Raw genomic sequence first — 19,480 nt, 5'->3', positions numbered from 1 at the left:
CAGGGGAGATGAGCGGGGCATGACGGAGGCGAACGGGACGCGCCGGGACCCGGAGGCGGTGTCGCGCTTCGTGGAGCACTTCGCGGCGCAGCTCGTGGAGGCGGGGCTGCCGCGGATGCCCGCCCGGGTCTTCGCCGCGCTGCTCGCCTCCGACTCCGGCGCCCTGACCTCCGCCGAGCTGAGCGAACAGCTCAGGATCAGCCCCGCAGCGGTCTCCGGGGCGGTGCGCTACCTGGCGCAGGTGCACATGCTGTCGCGCGAGCGGGAGCCCGGGTCGCGGCGCGAGCGGTACCGGGTGCACAGCGATCAGTGGTACGAGTCGCTCACCAACCGCGAGGCGATCCTCAAGCGCTGGGAGGACGCCCTGCGCGAGGGCGTGACCGGCCTGGGGGCCGACACCCCGGCGGGCCGCCGGCTCGCCGAGACGCTCGCCTTCTTCGAGTTCGTCGAGCGGGAGATCGCCGCGCTGATGGAGCGCTGGCGCGTGCACCGCGAGAAGACCTTCGGCGGCACCTGAGAAACCCTTCCCGGCCCCTGGCGGGCCCTTCCCGGCACCCGACGGGCCCTTCCCGGTCTCCGAGAAGACCCTCGCGGTACCGGAGGAGCCCCTCCCGGCGCCCGACGCCGGGCCCCGGCCGGGTCACCCCTTCATCCCCGCCCGGTCCCGCTCCCCACTCCCGGCTCTCCCCTCACCCCGCCCCCGGCAGCACCAGCCCCCACGCCCTCTCCCGCACCTCCCACGTCCGCGTGCCCACCGGCCCGGACACCGCCGCGTCCGCCCGGTAGCGGAAGTGCGCCCCCGACACCGTCACCGTCCGGCCCCGCGCCAGCAGCGGCGCCGCCTCCGCGCCCAGCGACACCGGCCGCACCTCGACGTCGGCCGTCCCCGGACCGCCCGGCGCGACCGACACGGCCTCCACCGGCTGGCCGAGGTCGACCAGGGTCTCGCCGTCGACCTCGACCCGCAGCCGGGCCGGCCCGGCCGCGGACACGGACGCGGTCCGGGGCGGGCGGACCGGCACCAGGGTCCGCACCAGGGACTGGTACGTCCGCAGCCAGGGCCGGGCCGGCATCGCCGCCGCGGCCTCCCGCGCCGAGACCGGGGGGATGCGCAGCGCCCCCAGCACCACCCCGTCGCTGTCGTCGGCCAGCAGGTCCAGCCGCCGCTCCGTCCCGTCCAGCGCCGCCCGCGCCGCCGCCACCGCCCCCGTCGGCACCCCCAGCGACCGGACGAGCGCGAGGGCCGGGCCCACCGGCACCACCGCCAGGGCGCAGTGCGCCAGCTCCCGCTGCCGGTGCAGCAGCGACACCGCCCGGACCAGCGTCCGGTCGTCGCCGACGACCACCGGCCGCCGCGATCCGCGCCGGGCGAGCGCGCGGGCGAACTCCTCCGGGCCGTCCGGCAGGCACAGCTTCATGCCCGCCGCGCCCGCGCCGAGCACGTCCTTCGCGATCCGGACGGACTCGCCGTCCGCCCGACGGGCGACCGGGTCGATGACCACCAGCAGCTGATCGGGCGTCGCGGAAGTCGCCACCTCGGCCATGCCTCGCTTCCTCGGGTAGCATCTTTGTGCAAGAGCCCCTTTGCGCTATTGCGCCAGGGGCTTCGTCTATTCCGGGGCATCCGGTCCGACGGTTGGCGGCCAACGGTGGTCGCGGTGCACGCGGCGGAAACCCTCCGCGTACGCCCCTGACCTTGGACATGCCCCGCCCGGAAGGGGTGTACGCGCGTGCCCGCACTTGTGCTGCTCGGTGCTCAGTGGGGTGACGAAGGCAAGGGAAAGGCCACGGACCTGCTCGGCGGGTCGGTTGACTATGTGGTGCGTTACCAGGGCGGCAACAACGCCGGCCACACGGTCGTCGTCGGCGACCAGAAGTACGCGCTGCACCTTCTCCCTTCCGGAATCCTGTCGCCCGGCTGTACGCCGGTCATCGGAAACGGCGTCGTCGTTGACCCGTCGGTCCTGCTCTCCGAGCTGAGCGGGCTGAACGAGCGCGGCGTCGACACCTCCAAACTGCTGATCAGCGGCAACGCCCACATCATCACGCCGTACAACGTCACCGTCGACAAGGTGACCGAGCGCTTCCTCGGCAAGCGGAAGATCGGCACGACCGGGCGCGGGATCGGGCCGACGTACGCCGACAAGATCAACCGGGTCGGCATCCGCGTGCAGGACCTGTACGACGAGTCGATCCTCACCCAGAAGGTCGAGGCGGCCCTCGACGTCAAGAACCAGATCCTCACCAAGCTGTACAACCGGCGCGCCATCGCCGCCGGCCAGGTCGTCGAGGAGCTGCTGGACTACGCCGAGAAGCTGCGGCCGTACGTCGCCGACACGGTGCTGGTCCTCAACCAGGCCCTCGACGAGGACAAGGTCGTGCTCTTCGAGGGCGGCCAGGGCACCCTGCTGGACATCGACCACGGCACGTACCCGTTCGTGACGTCCTCCAACCCGACCGCGGGCGGCGCCTGCACCGGCACGGGCGTCGGCCCGACCCGGATCAGCCGCGTCATCGGCATCCTCAAGGCGTACACCACGCGCGTCGGCGCCGGCCCCTTCCCGACCGAGCTGTTCGACGAGGACGGCGAGGCGCTGCGCCGCATCGGCGGCGAGCGGGGCGTGACCACGGGCCGCGACCGGCGCTGCGGCTGGTTCGACGCGGTCATCGCCCGCTACGCGACCCGGGTCAACGGCCTGACCGACTTCTTCCTGACCAAGCTCGACGTGCTCACCGGCTGGGAGGAGATCCCGGTCTGCGTGGCGTACGAGATCGACGGCAGGCGGGTCGATGAACTGCCGTACTCGCAGACGGACTTCCACCACGCGAAGCCGGTCTACGAGACGCTGCCCGGCTGGTCCGAGGACATCACGGGCGCCAAGACCTTCGCCGACCTGCCGAAGAACGCGCAGAACTACGTCAAGGCCCTGGAGGAGATGTCCGGCGCCCCGATCTCCGCGATCGGCGTCGGCCCGGGCCGCGACCAGACGATCGAGATCAACTCGTTCCTCTGATCCCTCCGGGCGCTTCACCACGGCAGCGGGACAGGGCGGCCCACGCTCCACCGGGGACGGTGGGACGTGGGCCGTCGGCGTAGCGGGATGCGGGTGGTGCGGGGCGGTCCAACGGGTAGGCTTGAGACGTCAACTCGCTGACGTGGAAGCATATTTGGGGGAGTATGCGCCTGGTCGTCACCACCCGGGGCAGCGATCCGGGCGGTACCCACGAACTGCGCCGCTGGCTGGCCGGCGAACCACGCCTGCGGGGCCGGATCCGGAAGGGCGGGGACGCCGCTCCGCCGCCGGGAACCATGGGAGCCGGCACCGACGCGCTGATCGCACTGCTGGAGCCCGGTGGGGTGGCCGCGGTGTTCGCCGGGGCGGTGGTGGCCTGGGTGCAGAGCCGCCGGGGCAGCCAGACGGTCACGGTCACCCGGCCCGACGGCACGGAGATCACCATCACCACGACGCAGGTGAAGGGGCTGGACGCACGGCAGACGGCCGAGCTGGCGCAGCAACTGGCCGCCGCGGTCGATCCCCCGTCCGCCGCGCCGGACGGGGATCCGGAGCCGGACGGGGATCCGGAGCCGGACGGGAATCCGGAGCCGGACGGGAATCCGGAGCCGGACGAAAGGCGGCGGCCGGGCGGCCGTGCAGAGCCGGGTGACGCCGGTCCGCCCGCCTCATGAACACCGCCGCGTCGCTCGCCTCGCCGGGGACCTGCGCCGTGCTCGTCGGCACCGGCCGCCACGCACCGGGATCCGCACTGCCGGACCTGCCGTCCGTGGACGCCACCCTGGACGCGCTTCAGCGGGTGCTGGTCGAGGTCTGCGGCCTGGATCCCGGACAGGTCCGGCGGGTGCCGGGCGACGCCGGGCCGCAGGACGTGGTCGGCGCGGTGGAGGCCGCGGTCGCCGAGGCGACGGGGACCGTACTCCTCTACTACGTGGGTCATGGCCTGCTGGGGCCGCGCGACGAGCTGTACCTCGCCACGCACGGCTCCCGGTCCGCGGAATCGGTCGCCGGCGCGGTGCCGTACCGGACGCTGCGGGACCTGCTGGGGGAGGCCGCCGGGGGCGGTGTCGTCGTACTCGACTGCTGCTTCTCGGGGCGGGCCGCGGCACCGGCCGACGGCCGCCCGCGCGAACCGTACGCCTCGGCCCGGCCCGACGGCAGCCTCCTGCTCGGCTCCGCATCGCACTTCGCCCTGTCCTTCGCACCCGAGGACGAGCCGTACACCCTGTTCAGCGGGCGGCTGCTGCGGCTGCTGGAGGAGGGGGACCCGGCCGGCCCGCCGTGGCTGACCTGGGACCACCTGTACGCAGCCCTGGACCGGGAGTTCGCGGACGGGCCGGTCCGTCCGCGCCGCCGAAGCGACGGCGACCTCGGCCGGCTGGCCGTCGCCCGCAACCGCGCGTACCGCCCGGACGCCCCGCCCGCCGCGACGCCTCCGGCGGACGTGCCGTGCCCCTACCCCGGCATGGAGGCGTTCCGCGTCGAGGACAGCGGGCACTTCTTCGGCCGGGAGGAACTGACCGGCCGGCTGCTCGACATGGTCTGCGCACCCGGGGACCGGACCCGGGCCGTCGTGCTCGTCGGCGCGTCCGGCGTGGGCAAGTCGTCGCTGCTGCGGGCCGGGCTGCTGGCCGCCCTGGAGCGGCGCCACGAGACCGGCCGGGACGACACCCCCTGGCCCGCCCTGCTGCTGCCCTCCCCCGACGAGCGGCCCCTGCACGCGCTCGCCGAACTCTGGGGCCGGGCCACCGGCCGGGGCACGGACGACACCCTCGGCGAACTCTCCTCCGGCCGGTTCCCGGCACCGCTGGCGGGACGGCGGCCCTGCCGGCTGCTGGTCGTCGACCAGTTCGAGGAGGTCTTCACCCGCTGCCGGGACGGCGAGGAACTCGCCCGCTTCCTCACCCTGCTCACCGGGGACGCCCCCGGGCGCCCACGCGTCGTCCTCGGCCTGCGCGCCGACCACTACGGCAGTGCCCTCGCCCACCCGGTACTCGCCCACGCCCTGGAGCACGCGCAGCTGGCCGTACGGCCCATGAGCGACGACGCGCTGCACGCCGCCATCGAGGAACCGGCCCGTGCCGTCGGGCTCACGCTGGAGGAGGGGCTCGCCGACCGCCTGCTGCACGACCTGCGGCAGGGCCACCGGAGCCACCGGGAGGGTCAGGAACACGATGCCGCCGGCCCGGGTCCGGGCGCGGCGCTGCCGTTCCTCGCCCACGCCCTGCGCGAGACCTGGCTGCGCCGCAGCGGGGCGACGCTCACCCTCGCCGGCTACCAGGCGACCGGCGGGATCTGGCACTCGGTCACCACCACGACGGAGGCGCTGTACCAGTCCCTGGACGGAGCCGGCCGGCAGGTGCTGCGCGAGATGCTGCTGCGCCTGGTGCAGCTCACCGCCGACGGCACCGAACCCGTCGTGCGGCGCCGTACGGGCTCCGACGCGCTGCTCGACGGATTCACGCCGAGCCGGCAGCGCACCGGGACGGTCGTCCTGAACCGGCTCGCCGAGGCCCGGCTGGTCACCGTGGACCGGGCCGAGGTGCGGATCTCCCACGAGGCGTTGCTGCGCGCCTGGCCCCGGCTGCGCCGCTGGATCGAGGAGGACCGGGCGGAACTGCTGCGCCGCCAGCAACTGGAGGAGGCCGCCGACGCCTGGGAGTCCGCCGGACGCGATCCCGCCTACCTCTACCGGGGCACCCGGCTGGCCGCCGTGGACTCGTGGGCGGAGGCGCGGGTCCGGTCGTTGCGCGCGCTGGACCGGGAGTTCCTGGACGCCAGCCGCACCACCGCGCGGGCCGAACGGGACCGCGAGCAGCGCCGGACACGGCGCCTCAAACAGGCGCTCACCGGCGTCGCGGTCGCCCTGTGCCTGGCGCTGCTGGCGGGCGGGGCGGCGTTCCAGCAGCGCGGGCAGGCCACCGAACAGCGACAACTGGCCGTGGAGAACGCCATAGTGGCCGAGGCCCGGAACCTGAGAGGGACACAGCCCCGCACCTCGCTCCGCCTCGGACTCGCCGCCTACCGGGGGCAGCGTTCGGCCGACGCCCGGGCGGCGGTGTTCGACACACTGGTGCAGGGCCGCTTCCTGGGCAGTAGCTCCGTCGCGGGGGCCACGCCGACGGCTGGGGAACTCAGCCCCGACGGCGAGCTGCTGGCCGCGCGTGACGGGACGCGGGAGCGGCTGGTGCTGTGGGACGTGGCCGCGGCCGGGCGGAGCACGCGGCTCGGTACCGTGGACGGATGCGCGTACCAGGGTGGCAGCCGCGCGTTCAGCGGGGACGGCCGGATCCTGGCCGTGTCCTGCGGGGGCGACACCGTGGGACTGTGGCGGACCGACTCCCTTCGCCGCGCGTTCGCCACCCTGCCCCGGGCCGATGGAACGCGTTCCCTGGCGCTGGATTCCACCGGTCGGCTGCTCGCGGTGGCGAACGACCGGGGAATACGGCTGTGGCGGATCGCGGGCGGCGCCGAGCCGGAACTGCTGCACGACGAGCGCGTCTCGCGTACCGCCTCGGTGATGTTCAGCCCGGACGGCCGCCTTCTCGTGACGACCGCCGAGACCGAGTGGAAAGACGGCAGGACCGTGTTCCACAACGGCATCCTGATGGACGTCAGCCGTCCGGAGAATCCGGGCAAACGAGCCTCGGTGGCCACGGCCGACGGCCCGGTGGCCCTCACCCCGGACGACCGCACTCTCATCATTTCCCTGGTCGGCATCGTGGAGACCTGGGACGTCAGCGACCCGGCCGCACCCGTACAGCGATCGCCGGAGGCCATCGCCCACTCACGCGCCATCACGGCTCTCGCGATCAGTCACGACGGCAGCACCATGGTGACCGGTGGCCGGGACAACAAAATCGTGTTGTGGGACCTTTCCGGAACCGCTCCCGAACGGACGGCGACCCTGAGTCTGCACGAGGACACGATCACGTCCCTGGCCTTCGCCGCCGACGACTCGACGTTCGTCTCCACGGACCGCGCCGGCGTGACCGCCCGTTGGAGGACCGTGGCGGAACCGGGACCCACCCCGTACGACAGCGTCGACGATCCGGTGGACATCGCCTCGGTCGCCTATTCCCCGGACAGCAAGACCCTGATCACGGGCAATGCCGACGGCAGCGTGGTGCTTCGTGACATCACCGGACGCGGGGAGCCCCGGGTGCTGCGGTCACATCAGGCCGAGGTCGGGGCGATCGCGGTCAGCCACGACGGACGGACCCTTGCGACCGGCAGCGACGACGGGCTCATACGACTGTGGGACCTCCGGAGAGCGACCCCCAGGCCGATCGGCCGCCCTCTGACCTCCCGGGGCCGTGTGGCCTCCCTGGCTTTCGCCCCCGACGCACCGGTGCTCTGGGCGGTCGGCGTCAGCGGTGCGCGTACCGCTGACGGCATCATCGGCAGGGGCCCCGGGCCCTGGACGCAAGTATGGGACGTACACGATGCGGGCAAGCCCGAACCGCTGGACACGGACGCTACGGGCCCGGTGGTCTCCTTCAGCTCGGACGGCCGGCTCGTCCTGGTCGGCATGTCCCTGGTGGACGGCCGGTCCAGGAAAGTGATCTCCAGGCTGACCGGTGACGCACTGCCTCCCACGAGCCTGGCTCTCGCCCTCCATCCGGACGGCGACATGCTCGCGGCCGGCGACTGGGGCGCGAGCCAGCGCGTGCGAATGTGGGAGATCCTTGACTCCGGCGACCTACGATCCCGCGGCGGGACCGAGGGCGTCGAGAACACGGACCTGACGCGGAGACTCGCCTTCCACCCCGGTGGGAACCTGCTGGTCGAGATGACCTCCGAGGGAGTGGTGACCCTCTACGACGTCGGTGATCCCGCGCACCCCCGCTCCCTCGGTGTCCTCGACCGGCTCGCCAACCTGGTCACCTTCAGTCCCGACGGTCGTCAGATCACCACCGTAAACGCCAGTGGCAACGCCGTCATCTGGGACACCGCCCACCTCGCGCGCGTCAGCGCCGATCCCGTCGGCACGGCCTGCGAGATCGCCGGCGGCGGCCTGACGCGCGACGAGTGGGACGAGTACGTTCCCGGCCAGCCGTACGAAGCGTCCTGTCCGTGACCGGCCTCAGCTGAACACGATCATCGACCCCTGCGCCAGGCTCCGGGTCGCCGCCGCGTGCAGGCCCAGCCAGACGTGGCGCTCGCGGGCGAAGGGGCTGGGGTCGTACGCGGAGGGGGCGGCCGGTTCCTCCAGCTCCGTGGGGCCCGGGGGCGGCTGGGGAGCGGCCGGCGGGTTGGCCGGGTCGATGCCGATGGCCGGGGCGACGAACTGCAGCTCCCGCAGCAGGGCGTGGGAGGAGCCCAGCGGGCCGCCGCCGGCGAGGAGTTCGTCGTCGGCCAGGGGGTGCGGGAAGTCCACGGGGACGTACGCGCCCGCGTGGTCGTAGTGCCAGACCAGGTGCGACTGCTGGGCGGTGGTCTCGAACATCTCCAGCAACTGCTGGTAGTCGCCGCCGAGTTCGTCCACCGGCGTCACCGGCAGGCCGCACACCTGGAGCAGGTACGCCCGGCGCAGGAAGTGCAGGGCGTCGTAGTCGAAGCCGGCGACCGGGGCGACGTCCCCGGACAGCCCCGGCATGTACGGGTACACCGGCACCGGCGGGAGCCCGGCCTCGGCGAGCACCTTGTCGTATTGCGCGAGTTCCTCGGCGAACGGGTTGTCCGGCGTGTGGCACAACACGTCGACGAGCGGTACCAGCCACAGGTCACAGGCCAAAAGAGGGCTCCTCACACAGCATGGTGGTCAAGGCAGGGTAGTCGGTGCCGTACGAGGGCGGCTTCCCTCGTGCAGGTCCCATACCCACCGGGCGTCCACCCGCAGCGCGCGGCGGGCCGGTCGTTCGCCGGCGGGCCCCCGCTCGTGCGGTGTCCGGCGGCGAACCGCCCGCTCACCCGGCGGCGAGCCGCTCGACCAGGGCCAGGGAGTGGGTGTCGTACGCGGCGACGATCGCGCGGGCGGCCGCGGTGTCGTGGCGCGTCAGGGCGTCCACCAGCTCGGTGTGGCCGGACCACAGGCGGCCGCGCAGCTCGACCGGCCGGCACAGGTGCTGCACCGTGCACACCCAGGTCTGCACGCGCAGGCGGTGCAGGAAGTCGGCCAGGTAGGGGTTGCCGAACAGGGCGCTGAGCTCGCGCCAGAACCGCAGGTCGTAGCCGATGAGGACGGGCAGGTCCCCGGCGCAGGCGGCGCGCTGCGCCTCCTCGCCTCGCCGGCGCACCCCGGCGAGGGCGGGGGCGACGAGCGGGTCGTCGGGGCGCAGGTAGCCCTTGCGGCGGTCGGCGAGGGCGTGGAACATCCCGTCGATGACCAGGCTGCGGGCCTCGATCATGCCGCGGAAGTCACGGACCGAGTACTCGCGCACCCGGAAGCCCCGGTGCTGGTCGGCGTCGAGGAGCCCTTGCGCGGAGAGGTCGACGAGGGCCTCGCGCACGGGTGTCGCGGACACCCCGTACTGTTCGGCGATCTCCTTGACCGTGAACTCCTGTCCCGGCTTGAGCCGTCCGGCCAGCACCTCGTCGCGGAGCGCGTCGGCGATCTGCTGTCGCAGGGTGCTGCGCGTCACGGCGCCGCTGCCGGTGCTGGCGGGCATGGTGGGGGCGTCTCCTCGTCGCGTTCGGGTGGCGTGCACGGACATGTCCTCGTACATGTTTACGAGATGCGCGTCTGTGAGCACGCCACCTTACGCGTTCAGGTGTGCGGTTTGACCCGCGTAGCCCCTCTTCGGCCGAGTCTGTCGGCCGGAGGGAGCGGGGCCGGGAGGCCGGCCCCGCCCTCCTGCTCCGCCTACTCCGTGTACTCGTCGGCCACCGACAGCGCGGTGTCCAGGGCGGCCAGGCCCTCCTTCAAATCGGCCTCGGCGATGTTGCACGGCGGCACCACGTGGGTCCGGTTCATGTTCACGAACGGCCACAGCCCGGCGGCCTTCGCGGCGGAGCCGAACGCCGCCATCGCGGCGTTGGCCTCGCCGGCCGCGTTGTAGGGCACCAGCGGCTCGCGCGTCTCGCGGTCGCGGACCAGCTCCAGCGCCCAGAACATGCCGACGCCCCGCACGTCCCCCACGCTCGGGTGCCGCTCGGCCAGCTCCCGCAGCGCGGGCCCGAGCACCTCGGCGCCGAGCCGGGCGGCGTGCTCCACGACGCCCTCCTCGGCCATGACATTGATCGTCGCGACGGCGGCCGCGCAGGCCAGCGGGTGCCCGGAGTACGTCAGCCCGCCGGGGTAGGGCCGCCGGGCGAACGTCTCGGCGATCCTCTCGGAGATCGCCACCCCGCCCAGCGGCACGTACCCGGAGTTCACGCCCTTGGCGAAGGTCATCAGGTCCGGTACGACGCCGAACAGGTCCGCCGCGAACCACGTGCCGGTCCGCCCGAACCCGGCCATGACCTCGTCCAGGACGAACACGATGCCGTGCTTGTCGCAGATCTCCCGCACGCCCGCCAGGTAGCCCGGCGGCGGCACCATGATCCCGGCCGTGCCCGGGATCGTCTCCAGGACGATCGCGGCGATCGTCGACGGGCCCTCGAAGGCGATCGTCGTCTCCAGGTGCTCCAGCGCCCGGGCGCACTCCTGCTCCTCGGTCTCGGCGTAGAAGCGGGAGCGGTACAGGAAGGGCGCCCAGAAGTGCACGACGCCCGCGGAGCCGCTGTCGCTGGCCCAGCGGCGCGGGTCGCCGGTGATGTTCACGGCCTGCTGGGTGCCGCCGTGGTACGAGCGGTACGCCGACAGCACCTTCGGCCGCCCGGTGTGCAGCCGCGCCATGCGCACCGCGTGCTCCACGGCGTCGGCGCCCCCGTTGGTGAAGAAGATCTTGTCCAGGTCGCCCGGCGTCCGCTCGGCGATCAGCCGGGCCGCCTCCGACCGCGCCTCGACGGCGAACGCGGGCGCGAAGGTCGTCATCCGCGCCGCCTGCTCCTGGATCGCGGCGACCACCTTCGGGTGCTGGTAGCCGATGTTGGTGAAGACGAGCCCGCTGGTGAAGTCGAGGTAGCGCCTGCCGTCGTAGTCCCAGAAGTACGAGCCCTCCGCACCGGCGACGGCGAGCGGGTCGATGAGCTCCTGGGCGGACCAGGAGTGGAACACGTGCGCGCGGTCCGCGGCCTTCACGGCGGCACCGGCCTGAGGATTCGGCTGAGGGGTCATGCGGGGAGCGTAGAGGCCCGCGCCGCGGAAGCGGTATCGGCGTCCTGTCCGCGGTGCGGGGGTTTCCGCGACACGTTGTCGACGACGGGTGGCCGACGGTCGACGACGGGTGGCCGACGACGGGTGGCCGACGGATCGGTGGCGACGTCCCGTCGCCGACGGCGGACGGGCCGGTGCCCGCGCCGGACCCGGCCCCGCGGCCCACGCCGGCCATCCGGCCGGGGAGGCGGGCCCGCCGCGGCGGCTGCCGAAGGCGCCGGGCGGGCCGCCGGCGGCTGTTACGGAACCGTGGACGCGGGCCCGTCCGGCCTCGCGCGCGCCCGCACTATCGTGGAGCCGTTGCACGGGCGCGCTGCGGGGAGGGGCCTGCGATGGAGAAGCTGGGGCCGGGGGATCCGCCCCGGATCGGGGCGTACCGGCTGCTGGCGCGGCTCGGTGCGGGCGGGATGGGGCACGTCTATCTGGCCCGGTCCGACCGCGGCCGCACCGTCGCCGTGAAGCTGGTGCGCGAGGAGCTGGCCGCGCGGGAGGAGTTCCGGGCGCGGTTCCGGCAGGAGGTGCAGGCCGCGCGGCGGGTCGGCGGGTACTGGACGGCGCCGGTGCTGGACGCGGACACCGAGGCCGCCGTGCCGTGGGTCGCCACCGGGTACGTCGCCGGGCCCAGCCTGCAGCAGGTCGTCGGGCGCGACCACGGGGCGCTGCCCGAGCGGTCGGTGCGCATCCTCGCGGCCGGGCTCGCGCACGCGCTGAAGGACATCCACGCCGCCGGGATCGTGCACCGCGACCTGAAGCCGTCCAACGTGCTGGTGACGATCGACGGCCCGCGCGTCATCGACTTCGGGATCGCCCGGGCGCTCCAGACCGTGACCGACGGGGGCCTGACCCGGACCGGCGCGCTCGTCGGCTCGCCCGGCTTCATGGCGCCCGAGCAGGTCCGCGGCGACCGGATCACCCCGGCCTGCGACGTCTTCTGCCTCGGCGCGGTGCTCGCCTACGCCGCGACCGGCTCCCTCCCCTTCGGCAGCGCCGACAGCGGCGTGCACGCCCTGATGTTCCGCATCGCCGAGGAGGAGCCCGACCTGACGGGCGTGCCCGAGGGCATCGCCGACCTGGTCCGCGACTGCCTGCGCAAGGACCCGGGCGCCCGTCCGACGCTGGACCGGATCCTGGAGCGCACCGGCGCGGACGACACCGTCGCCGACGGCCGCTCCCGCGACCCCTGGCTGCCGAGCGCCCTGGTGGCCCAGCTGGGGCGGCACGCGGTGCGGCTGCTGGACACGGAGGACCCGGAGGGGGCGTCCGGCGCCCGGCCCCGTCCCGGCGCCCCGCCCGGGTACGCCTCCCCCGAGCACGCCGCCGCCCCGGACGTCGTCGTCCCGCAGGGGGGCACGGGCCCGGGGCCGGTTCCCGTCCCGCCCCCGGGACAGTCCGGCGGCGGGACGCCGCTGAACCACACCCCCATGCCGGTCGCGGGCCAGGGGAACGGGTCCGCGCCCGCGGCGCCCCCGCCCGGCACCTCCGGGCCCCCGCCGCAGTCGCCCCCGCCCGCCTCCGCCGCGTACGGCTTCCCCCGGCAGCCCCGGCAGCCCTCGGCCTACGGCGACTCCCGGCAGCCGTCGGCGTACGGCTTCCCCCAGCAGCCCCAGCAGCCCCAGCAGCCCCAGCAGCCCCCGGCGTACGGCTCCCCGCAGCAGCCCCAGCACCCGCCGGCCTACGGCTACCCGCACCAGCCCGGCCCCGGCGCCTGGCCCGGAGCCCCGGGCGCGCCCGGGGGAGCCGCGTCCCGTCCGCCGTACGGCGGCCCCGGCGCCACCCCGCCGTACGGGCCGCCCCCGTACGGCGGCCCCGCGGCCCCGCAGGAGCCGCCGCGCAGGAGCGGGCGTTCCACGGTGCTGCTGGTGGCGGTCGCCCTGGTCGTCGCGCTGGCCGCCGGCGGCTCGGTGTACGCGCTGATGAGCGGCGCCGGCGGCGGCCGGGGCGGCGACGCCGCCGCCGCCCCGGCCGCCACCGATGGCCCCGCGGACCCCACCCCGTCCCCGACGCCCTCCCCCACCGCCACCGCCGGCACCTCGGCGCCGGCGGACGGCGCGGTCCCGGCGGCCTACCTGGGCACCTGGACCACGACCATCGACAACGCCGACGGCCGGCACACCCGGCGGCTCACCCTCCAGCAGGGCGAGGTCGGTGACACGGTCCTGTCCCTGACCGCCGAGGGGCCCGCGGGCGGCGGCACCTACCACTGCGTGTTCCAGGCCGCGCTGACCGAGGCGCCGCGGGCGGACGGCCCGCTGCGGGTCGGCCCCTCCACGGTGACCGTCGGGCGGCCGCGTTCGTCCTGTTCGCCGGGGGAGGCCACCGAGATCACCCTGCTGGCGGACGGCCGGCTCCGGCGGGTGAACGTGAGTACCGGGGAGACCCTGACGTACACCCGGCGGTGAGCTGGTTGAACGTACGGCGAACTTCTGCTCCGGGGTCCTGACCGGCCGGTCGTACGGGCCTACGGTGTGACCCCACGATGCGGCTCTGGAGTGGCGGGGGACACCGGTGGAGTGGCTGAGCACGGAGAACCTCGTGGCCGTCGGCACCGCGGTGCTCGGCATCGCCGCGTCCGCGGGAATGCTCTGGTACGACCGCCGGGTGCCGCGCCGCAAGCGCATCGGCTACCGCGTGCAGATGGACAGCCCCATCGGCGACGAGGCGCGGTCGGGCCGGCCCAACCCGCGCCTGGGGGAGTTCGACGTCCCGGTGATGGCCGACGCGACCCTCGTCCTGCTGCGGATCGAGAACGACGGCTCGCAGAGCATCGTCGCCACCGACTACACCGGTCCGGCGGACCAGCCGCACGGCCTGACCGCCGAGTTCGCCGGGCGCACCATCCAGGCCGTCTCCGTCACCCAGCCGTCCGGGATCGAGCACCTGACGGACCACTTCACGGCCGAGCGCGGCTTCCGCTACGAGGGCAACCGGGTGTACATCCCGCGGGTCCCGCTCAACCCCGGCCACCACTTCAAGCTGCTCGTGCTGCTGTCCGGCGGCGAGGTGGAGGGCGGGGTCAGGCTGATCGGCGGCCTCCAGGACGGCGCGGTGCACCGCAACAGCGCGGCCCGGCCGGACGAGAAGCCGCGTCTGTTCAGCTTCCCGGCCCGGCTGTTCACCGCGCTGCTCACGCTCGCCGTGCTCGGGCTGGCGGGCATCATCGTCTTCCGCGACGGCAACCCGATCGAGTGCGAGCAGGGCCGGCTGACGGTGACGGGCTCGACCGCCTTCGAGCCCGTCGTCGAGACGCTCGCGCGGCAGTACGAGGACAAGTGCCAGGGCGCCGACATCGCGGTGGAGACCCGCGGCAGCGAGGAGGGCGTCGCCGAACTCTCCCGGCTGGGCGAGCGGTCGGAGGACGACGCCCGGTCGGTGATCGCCTTCTCGGACGGCCCGATGGGCGAGCGCTGGGGCCTGGTGGGGGAGCCGGTGGCGCTGTCCGTCTTCACCCTCGTCGTCCACCCGGACGTCGACCTCGGCGAGCACGGCCTGTCCCTGCGGCAGGTGCGGGGCATCTACGCGGGCGAGTACACGCACTGGGGGCAGGTCCTGCCCGGGCGGGAGGCGATCGACGGCCTGCCCGTCGTCCTGGTCAGCCGGGGCGACGAGTCGGGGACGCGGCAGATCTTCCAGGAGCGGGTGCTCAGGGGCTGGGAGAAGGCCCCGAGCACCTCCCTCGACTGCGCGCCCGGACCGGCCGGCGGCGCGGTCACCCGCTGCGAGCTGGCCACCACCCGGGACGTGCTGGACAAGGTGGCGGAGCAGCCCGGGGCCATCGGCTACAGCGAGCTCGGTCTCGCCGAGCAGCGGGGCGACGCCGTGCGCGAGGTGCCCCTGGACGGCGACCGGCCCGACGACGAGCAGATCGAGCGGGGCGGCAGCCGCTACCCGTACCGGGACGTCGAGTACGCCTACACCTACGGCGCCCGGCGCCCCGGCTCCCTCGCGGCCGGTTTCCTCGCCTATCTCGACGAGGCCACCAGCCAGAAGGTGATCCGGGACAAGGGGCACCTGCCGTGCCTGCGGGACCCGGCGCTGTGCGGGTGACGCCGGTCCGCCCTTGAGGATTCTTGATATGTCCACGACCATGAGCGGGTGTGCGTGACCGGGCCGGCCAGGGGAGGACGCATGGGTCCCACGAGGAGAGCGGTGCTGACCGCGACGGGCGCGACGGCGCTGACCGCCGCGGCGACCGACGGGACGGCCGCCGCGGCGACCGGCGGGTCGGGGGGCGCGCGGCCGGGCTCCCGCCCGCCGGCCACCGCCCAGCCCCCGGGGCGCGAACTGCGCGCCCTGCTGCGGGAGATCGACCCGTTCCGCATCGAGGCGACGGTCCGCAAGCTGGTCTCCTTCGGCACCCGCCACACCCTCTCCGCCCAGGACGACCCGGACCGCGGCATCGGCGCGGCCCGCGACTGGCTCCTGGCCGAACTGCGCTCGTACGCCGCCGCCTCCGGCGGCCGGATGACGGCCGGACTCCAGTCGTACGTCCAGCAGCCGGCGTCCCGCATCCCCACGGCCACCCGCATCACCAACGTCGTCGCGACCCTGCGCGGCTCGGTGACCCCGGAGCGCGTCTACGTGGTCTCCGGCCACTACGACTCCCGCGCCACGGACGTCATGGACGCCACGTCCGACGCGCCGGGCGCGGACGACGACGCGTCCGGCGTGGCCGTGGTCCTGGAACTGGCCCGGGTGCTGGCCCGGCGCCGCCCGGCGTCGACGATCGTGTTCGCGGCGGTGGCGGGGGAGGAGCAGGGCCTGTACGGGGCGGCGCACATGGCGCAGCGGTTCGAGGAGGCCGGGACGGACGTCCGGGCCATGTTCACCAACGACATCGTCGGCAGCTTCACGGCGGACGACGGCACGAGGGACCCGTACACCGTCCGCCTCTTCGCGGAGGGCGTCCCCTCCTCCGAGACCCCCGAGCAGGCGGCGATCCGCCGCTCGGTGGGCGGCGAGAACGACTCCGCCACCCGCCAGCTGGCCCGTTTCGTCCGGGACGTGGCCGACAACGACGCGACCGGCATGCGCGTCCGCGTGATCCACCGCCGGGACCGCTACCGCCGCGGCGGCGACCACATCCCCTTCCTCGAACGCGGCTGCCCGGCCGCCCGCTTCACCGAGCCGGCCGAGGACTTCGCCCACCAGCACCAGGACGTCAGGGTCGACGAGACCGGCAAGCAGTACGGCGACCTGCCGGAGTTCTGCGACTTCGACTACATCGCGCGGGTGGCCCGGGTGAACGCCGCGACCCTGTGGACCCTGGCCCAGGCCCCGGACACCCCCCGCGACGCGAAGATCGTCACGGCCACGCTGACGAACGCGACCGAGCTGGTGTGGACCCGCGGCACGGAGCCGGACCTGGCCGGCTACGAGATCGTCTGGCGCGAGACGACGGAACCGGAGTGGACCCATGTCGTCCCGGTCGGGGACGTGACGCGCCACGAGGTGGACCTGTCGAAGGACAACGTGTTCTTCGGGGTGCGGGCGGTCGACCGGGCGGGGCTGCGCAGCCCGGTGGCGTTCCCGGACCCGCAGAGCTGACGGGCCGGGCCGCGGGGGCGTCCCCCGCCCGGGGAACGGGCGCGCCCGGAGGGCTCACCGCGGCTCCGGCGGCCGCTGCCGCGGCATGTTGGGCCGCGCGGTCCCCGGCGGCAGCGGCAACCGCCCGTGGGATCCCCCCGGCTCCTGCCGTCCCGCCCCCGGCGGGACCGCCGACTGGATCCCCAGCGGCGCGCCCCCGGTGCGGAACTCCACCATCCAGTCGGCGGTCTCCACCCGCACCAGCTCCGTCACGTCCTCGGAGAACCGCCGCAGCACCCCGAGGCACCGCTCCGCCGCCTCGCTCGCCGTCCCCTCCGTCGGCCCCAGCACCTCCCGCACGTTCTCCGACTCCCAGTCGAACTGGAGGGCCTGCAGCCGCCGCTGCACCGCCTGCGCCGTGGCCACGTCCCTTATCCACCCGGACGTCACCCCGAAGTACCGGTCCCCGGCCACGCACGCCACCCCGAGCAGCAGCGCCAGGTATCCCCAGGGGGCGACCCCGCCGACGACCCCGGTCATGTCCAGCAGCGGCAGCGCCGCCCCGGCGACCGCGCCCGTCGCGGTCCCGGCCCGCAGCAGCCGCGCCGCCCGCCGCTTCCACCGCCGGTCCGCGAGGTACCAGGCCGCCGTGTCCAGCGCTCCGCGCTCCACCCACCGGTACAGTTCCTCCAGCCGCTGTGCGGGCTCCCCCCAGTCCCCGGGCGGAAACGCCCGTCCGGCCAGGTCGCCCGGCCGCAGCCCGGCCGGTCCCTCGCCCCGCCCGTCCTGAGCCGGCCCCTCGGGCTGCATCTCCGGCTGAGCCACCCGGCACTCCCTACTGATCACGGTGCGTGACGTCCCTGCGGCGCTGACGTGACACCTGAGGCTGACGCGCCGCCCCCTTTCCTACCGCCCAATGGGTGGCGAAGGCCGGGTTTCGCATCTTTTCCGCCCGGAAGAGGGCCTTGTTCGGGTATGAGGCGCGCGGTCGGCTCACTCGAAGGAGTGACGGGGCACGGCCCGCGTGGACCACGTAGGCTCGTGCCGAACGGGAAAACCCGTACCGACAAGGAGCTGATCGTGATCCCCGGTGGTGGCCAGCCCAATATGCAGCAGTTGCTCCAGCAGGCCCAGAAGATGCAGCAGGACCTGCAACGGGCGCAGGAGGAGCTGGCGCGGACCGAGGTCGACGGGCAGGCGGGCGGCGGCCTGGTCAAGGCCACCGTCACCGGTGCCGGCGAGCTCCGCGCCCTGAAGATCGACCCGAAGGCGGTGGACCCGGAGGACACCGAGACCCTCGCCGACCTGGTCGTCGCGGCCGTGCAGGCGGCCAACGAGAACGCGCAGGCCCTCCAGCAGCAGAAGCTCGGCCCGCTCGCCCAGGGCCTGGGCGGCGGCAGCGGCATTCCCGGTCTGCCTTTCTGAGACGGCCGGCGGGCATCTACCGTACGTGGTGAAGGAACCTCAGGAAGGGCGGCAGTCCGTTGTACGAAGGCGTGGTCCAGGACCTGATCGACGAGCTGGGGCGGCTGCCCGGCGTCGGTCCCAAGAGCGCCCAGCGGATCGCCTTCCACATCCTGCAGGCCGAACCGACCGACGTGCGGCGGCTCGCGCAGGCGCTCATGGAGGTCAAGGCCAAGGTCCGCTTCTGCGCGATCTGCGGCAACGTCGCGCAGGAGGAGCACTGCTCCATCTGCCGCGACGCCCGCCGCGACCCGGCCGTCATCTGCGTCGTCGAGGAGCCGAAGGACGTCGTCGCCATCGAGCGCACCCGTGAGTTCCGCGGCCGCTACCACGTCCTCGGCGGCGCGATCAGCCCGATCGACGGGGTGGGCCCCGACGATCTGCGGATACGGGAACTTCTCGCGCGGCTGGCCGACGGGACGGTCACGGAGCTCATCCTGGCCACGGATCCGAATCTCGAAGGCGAGGCCACGGCGACGTACCTCGCCCGCATGATCAAGCCCATGGGCCTCAAGGTCACCCGCTTGGCCAGCGGCCTCCCGGTGGGTGGCGATCTGGAATACGCGGACGAGGTCACGCTCGGCCGTGCCTTCGAGGGGAGACGACTCCTAGATGTCTGACGCCACGCTGCACGCGACCCACCAGAACCCGGACGACTTCGCCGTCCAGATCGCGGACCAGATCGAGAGCTTCCTGGTCGCCGTCACCGAGGTCGCCAAGGGCGACGAGCCGGACTCGGTGGTCCCCTTCCTCCTGCTGGAGGTCTCCCAGCTGCTGCTGGCCGGCGGCCGGCTGGGCGCCCACGAGGACTTCGTCCCCGACGAGCGCTACGAGCCCGACCCGGGCCCCGAGCAGGACGTGGACGAACTCCGCGAGAACCTCGCCCGCCTCCTCGACCCGGTCGACGTCTACTCGGAGGTCTTCGACCCCTACGAGCCCCGCCGGGCCCCGGTTCCGGCCCGGATCTCCGACGACCTGGCCGACGTCATCGCCGACCTGCGCCACGGCATGGTCCACTACCGCGCGGGCCGCACCACGGAAGCCCTGTGGTGGTGGCAGTTCTCCTACTTCTCCAACTGGGGCTCGACCGCCTCGGCGACCCTGCGGGCGCTGCAGTCGGTCGTCGCCCACGTCCGCCTCAACCAGCCGCTGGAGGAGCTGGACGGCCTGGACACCGACCAGGGCATGGGCGACGAGACCCTGGAGTTCGAGGCGGGCCGGGTGATGGAGGCGGAGATCGGGGCGCAGCTGGGGTTCCGGCCGGCCCGGTGACGCCGGG

Annotated in this window: 15 protein-coding genes; 10 read left to right on the top strand and 5 right to left on the bottom strand. The window is 74.2% G+C overall.

The genetic code is table 11. The features are described from left to right. Positions 1-19: 19 nt before the first annotated feature. A complete protein-coding gene (locus ABD363_RS25275) occupies positions 20-517 on the top strand; it encodes a GbsR/MarR family transcriptional regulator (protein ID WP_344607459.1) in 498 nt (165 codons plus the stop codon). Between the two features lie 172 nt (positions 518-689). Here ABD363_RS25275 and ABD363_RS25270 read toward each other — a convergent pair whose 3' ends face one another. After that, a complete protein-coding gene (locus ABD363_RS25270; RefSeq protein ID WP_344607457.1) occupies positions 690-1,544 on the bottom strand; it encodes a diacylglycerol kinase family protein in 855 nt (284 codons plus the stop codon). Positions 1,545-1,730: 186 nt separating this feature from the next. Between ABD363_RS25270 and ABD363_RS25265 the strand changes: the two genes are divergently transcribed. From ABD363_RS25265 to ABD363_RS25255, 3 genes are all read left to right on the top strand, one after another. Then, complete coding sequence (locus tag ABD363_RS25265; protein WP_344607455.1) at positions 1,731-3,014, top strand: adenylosuccinate synthase; 1,284 nt, start codon at positions 1,731-1,733, stop codon at positions 3,012-3,014. A gap of 164 nt (positions 3,015-3,178) precedes the next feature. Continuing rightward, positions 3,179-3,688 (top strand): effector-associated constant component EACC1, encoded by a 510-nt coding sequence (locus ABD363_RS25260; protein ID WP_344607453.1) that lies wholly within the window; start codon positions 3,179-3,181, stop codon positions 3,686-3,688. Next, entirely contained in the window at positions 3,685-8,094 is a 4,410-nt protein-coding gene (locus ABD363_RS25255; protein WP_344607451.1) for a caspase, EACC1-associated type, read from the top strand. Before ABD363_RS25260 ends, ABD363_RS25255 begins: the two co-directional genes overlap by 4 nt. 6 nt (positions 8,095-8,100) lie before the next feature. Here the strand turns inward: ABD363_RS25255 and ABD363_RS25250 are convergent, their stop codons facing one another. From ABD363_RS25250 to ABD363_RS25240, 3 genes are all read right to left on the bottom strand, one after another. Then, positions 8,101-8,751 (bottom strand): hypothetical protein, encoded by a 651-nt coding sequence (locus ABD363_RS25250; RefSeq protein WP_344607449.1) that lies wholly within the window; start codon positions 8,749-8,751, stop codon positions 8,101-8,103. A 172-nt stretch (positions 8,752-8,923) separates the two neighbouring features. Continuing rightward, positions 8,924-9,625: a GntR family transcriptional regulator gene (locus ABD363_RS25245; protein WP_344607447.1), complete on the bottom strand. Its 702-nt coding sequence runs from the start codon at positions 9,623-9,625 to the stop codon at positions 8,924-8,926. 194 nt (positions 9,626-9,819) lie between these two features. Then, positions 9,820-11,175, bottom strand: a complete 1,356-nt coding sequence (locus tag ABD363_RS25240; protein ID WP_344607445.1) for an aspartate aminotransferase family protein — start codon at positions 11,173-11,175, stop codon at positions 9,820-9,822. A gap of 371 nt (positions 11,176-11,546) precedes the next feature. Between ABD363_RS25240 and ABD363_RS25235 the strand changes: the two genes are divergently transcribed. From ABD363_RS25235 to ABD363_RS25225, 3 genes are all read left to right on the top strand, one after another. Then, on the top strand, positions 11,547-13,613 hold the full coding sequence (locus ABD363_RS25235; RefSeq protein ID WP_344607443.1) for a serine/threonine-protein kinase: 2,067 nt from the start codon (positions 11,547-11,549) through the stop codon (positions 13,611-13,613). 106 nt (positions 13,614-13,719) lie between these two features. Further along, positions 13,720-15,258: a substrate-binding domain-containing protein gene (locus ABD363_RS25230; RefSeq protein WP_344607441.1), complete on the top strand. Its 1,539-nt coding sequence runs from the start codon at positions 13,720-13,722 to the stop codon at positions 15,256-15,258. A 102-nt stretch (positions 15,259-15,360) separates the two neighbouring features. Continuing rightward, complete coding sequence (locus ABD363_RS25225; protein ID WP_344607440.1) at positions 15,361-16,758, top strand: M20/M25/M40 family metallo-hydrolase; 1,398 nt, start codon at positions 15,361-15,363, stop codon at positions 16,756-16,758. 54 nt (positions 16,759-16,812) lie between these two features. Here ABD363_RS25225 and ABD363_RS25220 read toward each other — a convergent pair whose 3' ends face one another. Then, positions 16,813-17,562, bottom strand: a complete 750-nt coding sequence (locus tag ABD363_RS25220; protein WP_344607439.1) for an SLATT domain-containing protein — start codon at positions 17,560-17,562, stop codon at positions 16,813-16,815. 255 nt (positions 17,563-17,817) lie between these two features. On the opposite strand from ABD363_RS25220, the gene ABD363_RS25215 reads away from it, so the two are divergent. From ABD363_RS25215 to ABD363_RS25205, 3 genes are read left to right on the top strand one after another with little or no spacing between them, the layout of a single operon-like run. Continuing rightward, complete coding sequence (locus ABD363_RS25215; RefSeq protein WP_344607500.1) at positions 17,818-18,162, top strand: YbaB/EbfC family nucleoid-associated protein; 345 nt, start codon at positions 17,818-17,820, stop codon at positions 18,160-18,162. A 59-nt stretch (positions 18,163-18,221) separates the two neighbouring features. Further along, entirely contained in the window at positions 18,222-18,821 is a 600-nt protein-coding gene (gene recR, locus ABD363_RS25210) for a recombination mediator RecR (RefSeq protein ID WP_344607437.1), read from the top strand. After that, complete coding sequence (locus ABD363_RS25205) at positions 18,814-19,473, top strand: DUF5063 domain-containing protein (protein WP_344607436.1); 660 nt, start codon at positions 18,814-18,816, stop codon at positions 19,471-19,473. Before recR ends, ABD363_RS25205 begins: the two co-directional genes overlap by 8 nt. The last annotated feature ends 7 nt before the right edge of the window (positions 19,474-19,480 follow it).

Source organism: Streptomyces glaucus (genome assembly GCF_039533365.1).
Lineage (GTDB): Bacteria > Actinomycetota > Actinomycetes > Streptomycetales > Streptomycetaceae > Streptomyces > Streptomyces glaucus.
The sequence above is the reverse complement of the archived record's forward strand: the minus strand, read 5'-3'. Positions and strand labels throughout refer to the sequence as shown.

Excerpts from the sequence above, each read along its gene's own strand:
- ABD363_RS25275 (WP_344607459.1), top strand. The coding sequence starts at position 20 with ATGACGGAGGCGAACGGGACGCGCCGGGACCCGGAGGCGGTGTCGCGC.
- ABD363_RS25270 (WP_344607457.1), bottom strand. The coding sequence starts at position 1,544 with ATGGCCGAGGTGGCGACTTCCGCGACGCCCGATCAGCTGCTGGTGGTC.
- ABD363_RS25260 (WP_344607453.1), top strand. The coding sequence starts at position 3,179 with ATGCGCCTGGTCGTCACCACCCGGGGCAGCGATCCGGGCGGTACCCAC.
- ABD363_RS25240 (WP_344607445.1), bottom strand. The coding sequence starts at position 11,175 with ATGACCCCTCAGCCGAATCCTCAGGCCGGTGCCGCCGTGAAGGCCGCG.
- ABD363_RS25255 (WP_344607451.1), top strand. The coding sequence starts at position 3,685 with ATGAACACCGCCGCGTCGCTCGCCTCGCCGGGGACCTGCGCCGTGCTC.
- ABD363_RS25245 (WP_344607447.1), bottom strand. The coding sequence starts at position 9,625 with ATGCCCGCCAGCACCGGCAGCGGCGCCGTGACGCGCAGCACCCTGCGA.
- ABD363_RS25205 (WP_344607436.1), top strand. The coding sequence starts at position 18,814 with ATGTCTGACGCCACGCTGCACGCGACCCACCAGAACCCGGACGACTTC.
- ABD363_RS25235 (WP_344607443.1), top strand. The coding sequence starts at position 11,547 with ATGGAGAAGCTGGGGCCGGGGGATCCGCCCCGGATCGGGGCGTACCGG.